The 11,996-nt window shown below is 67.8% G+C and carries 8 protein-coding genes and 1 tRNA gene; 2 read left to right on the top strand and 7 right to left on the bottom strand.

Features of this window, described 5'->3' with window-relative positions; translation table 11 throughout:
* A partial coding sequence (locus QZ994_RS04545) for a subtype B tannase (RefSeq protein WP_290868859.1) occupies positions 1 to 1,484 on the top strand: 1,484 nt, incomplete at its 5' end.
* A gap of 286 nt (positions 1,485 to 1,770) precedes the next feature.
* Here QZ994_RS04545 and QZ994_RS04540 read toward each other — a convergent pair.
* From QZ994_RS04540 to QZ994_RS04515, 6 genes are all read right to left on the bottom strand, one after another.
* Positions 1,771 to 1,846, bottom strand: a tRNA-Phe gene (locus QZ994_RS04540).
* Between the two features lie 62 nt (positions 1,847 to 1,908).
* Positions 1,909 to 2,691 (bottom strand): response regulator, encoded by a 783-nt coding sequence (locus QZ994_RS04535; RefSeq protein ID WP_290868856.1) that lies wholly within the window; start codon positions 2,689 to 2,691, stop codon positions 1,909 to 1,911.
* 26 nt (positions 2,692 to 2,717) lie between these two features.
* The gene (locus QZ994_RS04530) at positions 2,718 to 5,027 is read right to left on the bottom strand and encodes an ATP-binding protein (RefSeq protein ID WP_290868854.1); all 2,310 of its coding nucleotides are present in this window, start codon (positions 5,025 to 5,027) and stop codon (positions 2,718 to 2,720) included.
* 9 nt (positions 5,028 to 5,036) lie between these two features.
* Positions 5,037 to 5,621, bottom strand: a complete 585-nt coding sequence (locus QZ994_RS04525) for a DUF4390 domain-containing protein (protein WP_290868852.1) — start codon at positions 5,619 to 5,621, stop codon at positions 5,037 to 5,039.
* 8 nt (positions 5,622 to 5,629) lie between these two features.
* The gene (rsmB, locus tag QZ994_RS04520) at positions 5,630 to 7,006 is read right to left on the bottom strand and encodes a 16S rRNA (cytosine(967)-C(5))-methyltransferase RsmB (protein ID WP_290868849.1); all 1,377 of its coding nucleotides are present in this window, start codon (positions 7,004 to 7,006) and stop codon (positions 5,630 to 5,632) included.
* An 84-nt stretch (positions 7,007 to 7,090) separates the two neighbouring features.
* Positions 7,091 to 7,942 carry a GNAT family N-acyltransferase gene (locus QZ994_RS04515; protein ID WP_290868846.1) on the bottom strand — a complete coding sequence of 284 codons (852 nt, stop codon included), beginning with the start codon at positions 7,940 to 7,942 and terminating at the stop codon, positions 7,091 to 7,093.
* Between the two features lie 209 nt (positions 7,943 to 8,151).
* On the opposite strand from QZ994_RS04515, the gene ptsP reads away from it, so the two are divergent.
* Entirely contained in the window at positions 8,152 to 9,957 is a 1,806-nt protein-coding gene (gene ptsP, locus QZ994_RS04510; protein ID WP_290868844.1) for a phosphoenolpyruvate--protein phosphotransferase, read from the top strand.
* Positions 9,958 to 10,008: 51 nt separating this feature from the next.
* Here ptsP and QZ994_RS04505 read toward each other — a convergent pair whose 3' ends face one another.
* Positions 10,009 to 11,943 (bottom strand): ATP-binding cassette domain-containing protein, encoded by a 1,935-nt coding sequence (locus tag QZ994_RS04505; protein WP_290868841.1) that lies wholly within the window; start codon positions 11,941 to 11,943, stop codon positions 10,009 to 10,011.
* Positions 11,944 to 11,996: the final 53 nt, after the last annotated feature.

The following is an 11,996-nucleotide window of genomic DNA, read 5'->3' as shown; positions in this document are numbered from 1 at the left end:
CCCGGGCCGCTTTCGCGACAGCCCCTGAATCGGAGGCCGCGCCAGTTCATCCGGTCCCGGTTGCGGACGCACTGCGATGGGACCCGACTCGCTACAACCCGCAGTCTGTGACGGTGGGTGACCAGACCATTCAGGTTAGGGCTTATGAGGGCGTGCCGGTGGTTGCCCGTCCGATCGAACCGGCCTACCAGGCCATCAACCTGTACGTGCCTGAGGTCTACTTCCACGGGGGGCACATCGGTGCCTTTGATGCGTGCACGGCGCCTATTTTCCTGCCAATCGGTGTGGGAGGCTACATGCCCGCAAAGCCAGGCACCCTGACCAGTCGCATGGGGCCGCCTTCAACGGAGGCAGCGCCAACAGCCAGTGCCATCGCCTTGTCTCGCGGTTTCATTGTGGCCGCCCCAGGCGCCCGCGGTCGGACCCTGCAGGCGGCGGACGGACTCTGGACCGGCAAAGCCCCGGCTGCGATCGTCGACCTGAAAGCAGCGGTGCGCTGGTTGAGATACAACAGCGGGCCATTGCCTGGCAATGTGGAGCGCATCGTGTCAAATGGCACCAGCGCAGGCGGTGCGCTATCTGCCTTGCTAGGGGCCAGTGGCAATCACCCGGACTACGAGGCCGACCTGCAGGCCTTGGGTGCGGCACCGGGCCGAGACGACGTCTTTGCCGTCTCGGCCTATTGCCCCATCACCAACCTTGCCCATGCCGATGAAGCGTATGAGTGGCAGTTCGAGGGGCTGCGTGAGTACCGCAATGTGGCCATCACCATGCTGGATTTCAGGGTGCAGCGTAAGGAGATCGTGGGGCGGTTGGACGAGGCTCAACTGGTTTTGTCAGCTGCATTGCGTGCCGATTTCGTTGCGTATGTGAACCAGCTTGGCCTTCGGGCACCTGATGGCACGCCCTTGACCCTGGAGGCCGATGGGCAAGGTCGCCTTCGCGACCACATCACCGCCCTGTTGAAAGCTGCTGCACAACGCGCCCTGGATGGTGGCGAAGACCTTGCTGGTGCCCATTGGCTGACCATCCAGAATGGGCAGATCCAGGCTTTGGACTTTGATGCACATGTGCGGGCAGCAGGACGCATGAAATCCTTGCCCGGATTCGATGGCCTGGCACTGGAGACGGGAGAGAATCAGTTGTTCGGTTCGTCGATGACCGACAACCGCCACTTCACCGATTTCGCGTTTCGCCGCAGCATGGTGAGCGATGCGGAGTGCGCTGATGTGCGCACGGTGAGGTCTATGGACGCGATGTGGCAGATCGCCGATGAGCGCTCAACGGTGGCCTCACGCTGGCGCATTCGTCATGGCGCTATGGACCGTGACACCTCTTTCGCTGTGCCGACGCTCCTGGCCGCAGCCGCACGGCAACGCAAGGCCGCGGTGGACTTCGCCTTGCCATGGGGACTCCCACACTGCGGCGACCATGACCTGGACGAGTTGTTTGCCTGGAGTGAGGGCGCTGTCGTTTCCGGGTGAAGCTGTTTCCTCGCTCGCGCCACAAAAAATCATGATTTCGCCTTTTTCCGCGGCTGACCACAAAGTCCTCACAGAAATGCATGTGGCACGAATGAGGCGCGGTGAATCGCGAGTTTGCCAGCTGCTTTGTGATGTGAGAACGTAGGCAGGACAGCGTCGAGATAGACTCCATTCGCGTCTCCTGCTTCGCGCGGTTGTTGCGATATGGCAACAGGTCGGCGGGGCCTGCTTCAGCAGGCAAAAAAAATCCCTGTGAGCTGCAGTAGCGCACAGGGATTTCAGTGTTTGGTGGCCTGGGGCGGAATCGAACCACCGACACGCGGATTTTCAATCCGCTGCTCTACCAACTGAGCTACCAGGCCATCTGTCTTGCGTCTTCGTTGTTTGCTGCGTTGCAGTGATCAGCGAAGACCTAGACTATACATCAATTCGAAGCAGTTTTCTTCGATCGACCCAAATCAACACCAAGTTGTTTCAATTTTCGATACAGGTGGGTGCGCTCGAGGCCGGTCTTCTCGGCCACGCGGGTCATGCTGCCGCCTTCGCGAGCCAGGTGGAACTCGAAGTAGGCGCGTTCGAAGTCGTCACGGGCTTCGCGCAGCGGGCGGTCGAGTTCGAAGCTCTGCTCGTGCTGCGGGCCGCTGTGAACGGGGCTGCTCATCACGCTGCCATGGCCCATGCCGTAGCTGCTGGGGGCATGGTGCGGTTCGGCGTGGCCGACGAGCTCATTGCGCATGGGCGCCAGGCTGGCGTGGCTCATGGCGGCATAGGAGGGGGCTGCGGTGATCGGCGTGACGGTGGCCAGGTGGACCGGCGGTGCCGAGGCGGCGCTGGCGCGGGGGGCCGGCTTGGTGAGGCCCTGTTCCACGGCGCGGAGCAGCTTCTGCATGGTGATGGGCTTTTCCAGGAAGGCCTGGGCGCCGAACTTGGTGGCTTCGACCGCGGTGTCGATCGTGCCGTGGCCGGACATCATGATCACGGGCATCGTGAGCTGACCGCTGGCGGACCATTCCTTGAGCAGGGTGACGCCGTCGACATCGGGCATCCAGATGTCGAGCAGAACCAGATCGGGCTTGCACTGTTCGCGCAGGACGCGGGCCTTGGCGGCGTTTTCAGCGACTTCGACGGTGTGTCCTTCGTCGCTCAGGATTTCTGACAGCAGGGCGCGGATGCCCAGTTCGTCGTCAACAACAAGAATGGTGGCCATGAATTTTTTGTACCCCAGGATGGGGATCACGCTTGCGAGTGTGACCGATCCTGGCTGGGTTGAGATGACAGCTTTGAAAATGATAGCGAAACTTGTGCCCCGATCACATGCGCTGCCTCATCTGGATACCCTTGAGAGCCCTCGGGGGCGGCCACTTTACGTGCCGTGAGGTTGCGGATGCGGACCAGGGCGGTGTGCTCGTCGGCGATCTTCTTCACGACGGCCAGGCCCAGGCCGGTGCCTTTGGCCTTGGTGGTGATGTAGGGCTCGAAGGCGCGCTTGAGGATGGCTTCGGGGAAGCCCGGGCCGTTGTCGCGCACCAGCAGGCGCACGGCGCGCACCTGGCCATCGTCCCTCAGGGAGGCGTCGGTGCGCAGGGTCACCTGAGGTGCGGTCCCGTCGCGCGGGTGTTCGCCGATGGCGTCGAGCGCGTTCTGCACCAGGTTGTGCACCACCTGGCGCAGCTGGGTGGCGTCGCCCAGGATCTCGGGCAGGTCCTGGGCCAGCTCCACCCGCAGGGTGCCTTGTTCGATGGCGTGGCCGTAGAGGGCCAGCACGTCGTTGACCAGGGTGTTGAGGTCCAGCGGCATCAGCTTGGCGCCGGGCAGGCGGGCGTAGTCGCGGAACTCGTTGATCAGGGTCTTGAGCGCCTGAACCTGCGTCACGATGGTGGTGACCGAGCGGTTGAGCAGGCTGCGGTCGGTCTCGCCAAGCTTGTCTTCCAGCTTGAGTTGCAGGCGTTCGGCCGAAAGCTGGATGGGCGTGAGCGGGTTCTTGACCTCGTGCGCCATGCGGCGGGCCACCTGGCTCCAGGCCTCGGCGCGCTGGGCCGAGACCACGTCGGAGAGGTCGTCGAACACGATGAGGCGTTCGTCCGGGGGCAGTTCTGCGCCGCGCACCAGCAGGGTCAGGGGCTCTTGTGCACCATGAAGGGGCAGCTCGTAGGACTCCTGCCATTGCTGGCGCTCACCGGGGGTGGGATCGGTCTCGTGCAGCTCGAAGCGCTGGCGCAGGGTCCGGCCAAAGTCTTCCAGTCCCGGCACGTCTGACAGCGGGCGCCCTCGGTAGGCCGAGATGGGCAGCTTGAGGATGCGGGTGGCGCCGGGGTTGACGGTGTCGATGCGTCCCTGGGCGTCGAACACGATGACGCCGGCGGTCAGGTTGTCGAGGATGGTCTGCAGGTGGGCGCGGGCGCTGTCGAGCTCGTTGACGCTGTGTTCGGCGAGGGTGCGGGCGTCGGCCAGTTGCTGGGTCATGGCCGCGAAGGAGCGGGTGAGGCCGCCGAGTTCGTCGGCCGAGGCGAAGATGGCCTTGGGGCGCAGGTCGCCACGGGCCACCTCGCCCACGCCTTCGGCCAGCAGCAGCAGGGGCTTGGCCAGCTGTTGCCCCAGCACGGCGGCGAGCAGGAAGGCGCCGAAGACGGCCAGGATCAGGGCCAGGGTCAGCGTGCCGATGTACATGCGGCGAAGGCCTTCGCGGCCCAGCGAGCGCTGCTGGTATTCGCGGTAGGCGGCCTGCACGTCGAGGGCGTTGCGCACCAGGTCGGGGGCGATGCGCTGCGTGACCATGAGGAAGTGCCCGCGGGTCTGCAGGCTGAAGCTCTGGTCGGGCAACCAGGCCAGGGCGATGAGGCGGGCGCTGGCATCGCTGGCGTCGGGTTTCTCTGCCTTGTCGTCCAGGCCTTCGACCAGGGCCATCACGCCTTTGTGGCGGGCCTCCTGGCGCCAGCTCAGGGGCAGCTTCTCGGCCACCAGGATGCGCGAGACCTCGCCGCCGGCCGAGCGCTCGACCAGGCCGCTCTCGCCCAGCAGGGTGACGGTCTGTGCGCCAAGCTGCTCACGCAGGCGCTCCAGTTCGAGCAGGCTGGGCGCGCCGTTGAGCCGATCGGTGACCGCGCGGGTCTTGTTGGCCATGTCCAGCGTGAGGGTGTCGAGGGTGCTGCGGCCGAGGTTGAGGCCGGCCTCCAGCGCGCCTTCGACGCGCACGTCGAACCAGGTCTCGATGCTGCGGGAGACGAACTGGTAGGACACGGTGTAGATCAGCAGCCCCGGCACCAGGCTGACCAGGCCGAAGATGCCGGCGAGCTTGAGCAGCAGCCGACTGCCGAAGCGGCGCTGGCGCAGGCGCAAGGCCAGGCGGCCCAGCGCCAGCAGGATCACCAGCACCAGGATGGTGGCGACCACGACGTTGGTCCAGAACAGCCAGGTGAAGTGGGGTTCGAGCCGCTCGCTGTTCTGGGTGGCGAACACGAGCAGGAAGGCCAGGATCAGGCCGGTGGCCGTCATGGCTGCGCCGGAGACGATCCAGGCCCAGCGGTTGGCTTTGATGGTGCTCATGCGGTCGCCTCAGTGCCCGGCCGGGATGGCGACGCGGCGCTGCACGGCGAGGTTCCAGTCGGGCTGGCCACCGAGGCCGATCTGCAGGGGGCGGGGCAGTTCGTCGGTGTCGAGTTTGAAGCTGAAGGTGACGTAATGGTCGGCGTCGTCCTTGGGCAGGACCAGGTCGCTGATGCGCCAGGAGTTGGTGCGGCGCAGGGCGTCGAGGGCGTCGGGCAGGCGGTTGTAGCTGCGGCTCAGGCCGTCGAAGCTCAGCCGCCATTTGCGGGTGAGGGGCTGGAAGGCCAGGCGCCAGCGGCGGCTGGCGGTGGCGCGGGCCTGGTCCATCCAGTACCAGCGGTCTCGCATCAGGCTGGCCTGGGCCTCGAAGACCACGGCAATGCCTTTGCTGAGCGCCGATTCGATGTCCTCGGGCAGGTCGAAGCGCACCTCGTAGCTCAGCAGCAGGCCTTCGTCAGCACGCTGCACGCCCAGGCGCACCAGGTCGATGCCCGCATGGCCCGCCGTGTCGGCGAGCGCCGACCGCCCTGTCGACACCAGCGTGGTGGCGAGCAAGGCTGAGGCACTGCGTTGCAGCAGGTCTCGGCGGCGCATTGGAGGCATCACGCACCTTGGGTGGATTTGGCGAGCAGGGAGTAAAAAAAGCCGTCGCCACGGTCGGCCGGGGCGGCATCAAGGTATTCGACCACAGGGAGGAGGTGGCCGGGCGCGGGGCGGGCGAGGGCGCTCGGGGTGCGTTGCAAAAACGCGTCGACACGGTCCTGGCCCTCTTCCTTGAAGACCGAGCAGGTGCAGTAGAGCAGGTGGCCGCCGGGTTTGAGCAAGGGCCACAGGGCGTCGAGGATGGCGTCTTGCGTGCGGGCCAGGGCGGCGATGTCGCGGTCGCGGCGCAGCCAGCGCACGTCGGGGTGGCGCCGCACGATGCCGGATGCGCTGCAGGGGGCATCGAGCAGGATGGCGTCGAAGGGCTGGCCGTCCCACCAGGCGCTGGGCTGGCTGGCGTCGGCGGCCAGGGTGCGGGCGCGCAGGCCCAGGCGGCCCAGGGTGTCGTTCACGCGGGCCAGGCGGGCCGGGTCGGCGTCGAGCGCGGTCACGTCCAGGTCGGCCAGTTCCAGCAGGTGGGCGGTCTTGCCGCCGGGGGCGGCGCAGGCGTCGAGCACCCGGGCACCGGCTGGCAGGGCCTGGCCGCCGGCGTAGACCAGCAGGGGCGCGGCCAACTGGGCCGCGGCGTCCTGCACGGACACGTCGCCCGCCTCGAAGCCGGGCAGGCGCTGCACGGGTACGCCCTGCGGCAGGACGAGGGGTTGGGCCTGTTCGGGGCCCGTTTCGGTGGCCTGCGCCTCGCTGGCGGGCAGCAGGCCGGCTTCGACCAGGCGCGCTCGGTAGGCTGCCACCGAGCCGTGGCGGGTGTTGGCGCGCAGGGTCAAGGGGGGCTGGGCCTGGTTGGCCGCGAGGATGGCTTCCCAGTGGTTTGGCCAGTCCTTCTTGAGGCGCTTGATCCACCAGGCGGGGTGGTTGTGCCGGGCCACGGGGTCCTGGTCCAGCGCGGTCAGGAGCTCACGCTGCTCCCGCAGAAAGCGGCGCAGCACCGCGTTCACCAGGCCGCTGGCGGGCTTGGCACGGCGCTTGGCGGCCTCCACGGCCTGGTCGACCAGGGTATGGGCGTTGTATTCGGTGCCGCAGGCCAGGGCCAGGGCCGAGGCCAGCAGGGCGTCGACCCAGGGCGCCGGGGCCTTGGGCACCAGGCGCTCGCGCAAGGCCTGGGCGGTGCCCAGACGGCGCAGCACGGCGAACGACAGGGCCTGCACGCCGGGGCGTTCGGCCGCGGGGCGCTGGGCCAGGACGTCGGTGAGCGACTGGCCCTGGCGCACGGCGGCCACGGCGTCGGCACAGCCGCTGAGCAGCTGCCACAGGGGCAGGCTGTGGCCGGGCGTGTGGATCGGAGAGGAGGGTGCAGGAGGGCGCGCCGGTGTGTTCATGGCGCGCAGTCTATGCGCTGACCGGCCTGCCTGGCCGGTCGGGGCGGGTGAAGCCGCGTGAAGCCCCTGGTGGTGGGCCGAGGCTCAGGCACCCAGGAAATGCTTGCGGTAGCGGGCCGGCAGGTCGGCGATGCGCATGAGCATGGGCAGGTCGGCGGTGTTGAAGTCGGGGTCCCAGGCGGGCGCGCCCAGCACCTTGGCACCCACGCGCAGGTAACCCTTGATCAGCGCGGGCGGCTCGACCTGCAGGTGGCGGTCGAGCTCTTCCACCGGCAGGGGCAGGCGTGGGCGCACCTGCCACTCGATGGGGGCCAGGTGGGTCTGGCGCAGCTGTTCCCACAGGCTGGCGGCGATGTGGCCGCCGTCGCGCATGCTGATGCTGGCGCAGCCGACCATGGTGTCGAGCTCGTTGCGGACCATGAACTCGGCCAGGGCACCCCACAGCGCCATGATGGCGCCACCGTGACGGTGGTCAGGGTGCACGCAGGAGCGGCCCAGTTCCACCATCTTGCCGCGCAGGGGGCGCAGGCGGGTCAGGTCGAATTCGGTTTCGCTGTAGAGGCCGCCCACGCGTTTGGCGGCGGCGGGCGTGAGCACGCGGTAGGTGCCGATCACCTCGCCGTCTTCGCCACCCAGGCGCACCAGCAGGTGCTCGCAGTAGGGGTCGAAGAGGTCGATGTCGTGGCCCTTGGGGCTGCCTTGGGGCACGCTCAGGCGGGCGCCCATTTCTTCGGCAAAGACAAGGTGCCTCAGGCGTTGCGCGGCGAGAACATCTTCTTGAGTGCGCGCCCAAACAACTGCCAGGGTTTGTTTGCCTGCGAGCTCAGCCTGGGGCGTTGAGCCCGGGTGAAGTGACCTCCGTGCGGCACGGGCGTCGGCCGATAGGTGGGCAGACAGGTCGGCCATCGGCAGGGTGGGCAGGGGCAGGTCACGCATGGTCTTCTCCATTGGCTTGCTTCGTGGGCATGGGCCGCACTGTGGGCTCGCGGGGTGACCGCGCCATGACCTTGGCGTGACAGTTGCATGACGATCGGGAGGGGCGCTGTGGCGGGACGCGCGCGTACCGTTTTGACGAGGCTGACGGGTGTCAACCCCCATACAAATCCCCGCATGCGGCTTCAACGTGCACTGCTAGCATTCCCTGTATGAGCATCCAGATTTTTGGTTTGCCTGTGTCGCGTGGCGTGGCCATCGGCCGGGCCGTTTTGGTGGCTTCCAGCCGCGTCGACGTGCCCCACGTCTTCATCGACCCGACCCTGATCGAGTCGGAAGTGACGCGCATGGCGGCGGCCCGCGACGTGGTGGCCGCCGAGTTCGACGTGCTCAAGCGCGACCTCCCGAGCGACGCACCGGCCGAGTTGGCCGCCCTGCTCGATGTGCACCAGATGCTGTTGCAGGACGACGCCCTGATCGGCTCGGCCGCCGAATGGATCCGCGACCGCCACTACAACGCCGAGTGGGCGCTGTCGGCCCAGCTGGAGGTGCTGGCGCGCCAGTTCGACGAGATGGAAGACGCCTACATCCGCGAGCGCAAGGCCGATCTGGAGCAGGTGGTCGAGCGCCTGCTGCGCAGCCTGAGCCGTGGTCTGCCTTCCGCGGTGCCGGCGCCGGGCATGGCATCGCACGATTTCGGGGGTGACGAGCCCCTGGTGCTGGTGGCCTCCGACATCGCCCCGGCCGACATGCTCACCTTCAAGCGCAGCGTGTTCAAGGGCTTCGTGACCGATGTGGGCGGCAAGACGTCGCACACGGCCATCGTGGCCCGCAGCATGGACATCCCGGCCGTCGTGGGGGCCCGCCAGGCCAGCCACCTGATCCGCCAGGACGACTGCATCATCATCGACGGTGACGCGGGCCTGGTCATCGTCGACCCGTCGCCGATCGTGCTGGAGGAGTACCGCTTCCGCCAGCGCCAGAGTGAGCTGGAGCGCTCACGCCTGGCCCGCCTGCGCCACACCCCGGCCGTGACGCTGGACGGCGAGCGCGTGGAGCTGCTGGCCAACATCGAGATGCCGGAAGACAGCCCGGTGGCGCTGGAGGCCGGTGCCGTGGGGGTGGGCCTGTTCCGAAGCGAGTTCCTCTTCATGAACCGCGCCGGTCACCTGCCCGACGAAGAAGAGCAGTTCGACGCCTACCGCCGTGCGGTCGAGGCCATGAAGGGCCTGCCGGTGGTGATCCGCACGGTGGACATCGGCGCCGACAAGCCGCTTGACGGCATGTCGGCCAGCGAACTGCGCCACGAATCGGTGCTGAACCCTGCGCTGGGCCTGCGGGCCATCCGCTGGAGCCTGTCCGAGCCCAGCATGTTCCGTCGCCAGCTGCGGGCGCTGTTCCGTGCGGCGGCCCATGGCCCGGTCAAGATCCTGATCCCCATGCTGGCCAGCCAGCGCGAAATCCGCCAGACCCTGGACCACATCGCCCACGTCAGGCGCCAGTTGCAGGACGCGGGCAAGCCCTGCGGAGAGGTGCAGCTGGGCGCCATGATCGAGGTGCCGGCCTCGGCCCTGACCATGCCGATGTTCCTGCGCTATTTCGATTTCGTCTCCATTGGCACCAACGACCTGATCCAGTACACGCTGGCGATCGACCGGGCCGATGAGGCCGTGGCGCACCTTTACGACCCCTGGCACCCGGCGGTCCTGCACCTGCTGGCCAGCACCATCGCGCAGGCGAGGGCGGCCGGCAAGGGCGTGAGCGTGTGCGGCGAGATGGCCGGCGACCCGGCTTTCACCGAGCTGCTGCTGGCCATGGGGCTGCGCAGCTTTTCCATGCACCCCACCCAGATCGCTTCGGTCAAGCAGCGCGTGCTGCGCGCCGACACCCGCCGCCTGGCGCCTTTGCTGCCCCAGGTGCTGGAAAGCGATGATCCGGAGACCACCAGTCAGTCGGTGTTTTCGCCGGCAGGCGCGCCCGCTTCGGCGCCTCCGCTGCAGGCCATGCGGGCCGGTTGAGGCCGGTCGGGCAGCCTCGGCGCGGGGGCGGCGCAGCCTCCCGCGTCCTCTTCAGCGTGCGCCCAGCACTTCCCAGCGCTCCAGCGCGTGCATCAGCTCTTCGTCGATGGCCTCGACGCGTGCGGTCATGGCCGCCACATTGACGCCTTCCTTCACGTAGACCTCGGGGTCGGCCAGTTGCCTGGCCAGCTCGGCCTGCTCGGTCTCCAGCGCTTCGATGCGGGCGGGCAGTTCGTCCAGCTCGCGCTGTTCCTTGTAGCTGAGCTTGCGCTTGGGCGTGGCCACCACCGGCGCGGCCGTGGGCACGGCGGCCTGTTCCTTGGCCGGGGCCACCGGCGTGCGTGTGTCGGCCTGGGCGGCGGGCTTGGCGGCCGAGGCGATGCTGGCCGCACCCGGCTTGCCGGCGGCCAGGGCCTGGGCGCGCTTGGACTGGATCAGCCAGTCCTCCACGCCGCCTTCGTACTCGCGCCAGGCGCCGTCGCCCTCCGACACCAGGGTCGAGGTGACCACGTTGTCGAGGAAGCGGCGGTCATGGCTGACCAGGAAGACGGTGCCGGGGTACTCGGCCAGCAGGTCTTCCAGCAGGTCGAGGGTGTCGATGTCGAGGTCGTTGGTGGGTTCGTCGAGCACCAGCACGTTGCTGGGCTTGGCAAAGAGGCGGGCCAGCAGCAGGCGGTTGCGCTCGCCACCACTCAGGGTGCGCACGGGCGAGTTGGCGCGGGCCGGCGAGAACAGGAAGTCCTGCAGGTAGCCCATCACGTGCTTGCGCGAGCCGTTGATCTCGATCCACTCGCTGCCCGGGCTGATGAAGTCGGCCAGGGTGGCGTTGAGGTCGAGGTTGTCGCGCATCTGGTCGAAGTAAGCCACGGCCAGGTTGGCGCCTTGCTTGACGGTGCCGCTGTCCGGGGCCAGTTCGCCCAGGATCATCTTCAGCAGCGTCGTCTTGCCCGCGCCGTTGGAGCCGACCAGGCCGACCTTGTCGCCACGCAGGATGGTGCCCGTGAAGCCCTTGACGATGGTGCGACCGCCAAAGGCCTTGCTGACCTCTTCCAGTTCCGCCACGATCTTGCCGCTGCGGTCGCCTTGCGAGACCTCCAGCTTGGCGCGGCCCACGACGTCGCGGCGCGACTGGCGTGCGCTGCGCAGGTCTTCCAGACGCTTGATGCGCGCCACCGAGCGGGTGCGGCGGGCTTCCACACCCTTGCGGATCCACACCTCTTCCTGGGCCAGCAGCTTGTCGGCCTTGGCATTGGTCACGGCTTCATCGGCCAATTGCTGGGCCTTGAGGGTTTCGTAGGCGGTGAAGTTGCCCGGGAAGGGGCGCAGCTGGCCGCGATCGAGCTCGATGATGCGGGTGCAGACGTTGTCCAGGAAGGCCCGGTCGTGGGAGATCAGGATGATCGAGCCCTGGAAGGCCACCAGCAGCTCTTCCAGCCAGGTGATGGCGTTCAGGTCCAGGTGGTTGGTGGGTTCGTCCAGCAGCAGCACGTCCGGGCTGGCCACCAGGGCGCGGGCCAGGGCCACACGCTTCTTGGTGCCGCCCGACAGGCCCGCGATCGGCAGATTCGGGTCGAGGTGCAGGCGCTGCAGGGTTTCGTCCACGCGCTGTTCCCAGTTCCAGCCGTTGCGGGCTTCGATCAGGGTCATCAGGGCGTCGAGGTCGTCGCCATCGGCATGGGCTTCGAAGCGCTCGCGGGCGGCCTTCACGTCGGCCAGGCCCTCGCTCACGGTGCTGAACACGGTGGCGTCGTCGCTGAAGGTGGGCTCCTGGGGCACGTAGGCCACCTCCACCCCATTCTGGATCTGCAGCTGGCCGTCATCGGGCTTCTCCAGCCCCGCCAGGATCTTGAGCAGCGAGGACTTGCCCGTGCCGTTGCGGCCGATCAGGCCGACGCGTTCGCCGGTTTCCAGCGCCAGCCCGGCGTGGTCCAGCAGGGCCACGTGGCCAAAGGCGAGTTGAGCGTTGCTCAGGGTCAGAACGGCCATGGGGATGCGATCTCAGCAAAGGGAGTAACCCGCTATTGTCGCCGCAAGCGGGG

This window comes from Aquabacterium sp., assembly GCF_021768455.1.
GTDB lineage: Bacteria > Pseudomonadota > Gammaproteobacteria > Burkholderiales > Burkholderiaceae_C > Aquabacterium.
Note: the sequence above shows the minus strand (reverse complement) of the source record. Positions and strands in the feature narration are given on the sequence as shown.

Bases quoted from the DNA above. Each gene is read 5' to 3' on its own strand.
- ptsP (WP_290868844.1), top strand. From the start codon at position 8,152: ATGAGCATCCAGATTTTTGGTTTGCCTGTGTCGCGTGGCGTGGCCATC.
- QZ994_RS04525 (WP_290868852.1), bottom strand. From the start codon at position 5,621: ATGCGCCGCCGAGACCTGCTGCAACGCAGTGCCTCAGCCTTGCTCGCC.
- QZ994_RS04530 (WP_290868854.1), bottom strand. From the start codon at position 5,027: ATGAGCACCATCAAAGCCAACCGCTGGGCCTGGATCGTCTCCGGCGCA.
- rsmB (WP_290868849.1), bottom strand. From the start codon at position 7,006: ATGAACACACCGGCGCGCCCTCCTGCACCCTCCTCTCCGATCCACACG.
- QZ994_RS04515 (WP_290868846.1), bottom strand. From the start codon at position 7,942: ATGCGTGACCTGCCCCTGCCCACCCTGCCGATGGCCGACCTGTCTGCC.
- QZ994_RS04505 (WP_290868841.1), bottom strand. From the start codon at position 11,943: ATGGCCGTTCTGACCCTGAGCAACGCTCAACTCGCCTTTGGCCACGTG.
- QZ994_RS04535 (WP_290868856.1), bottom strand. From the start codon at position 2,691: ATGGCCACCATTCTTGTTGTTGACGACGAACTGGGCATCCGCGCCCTG.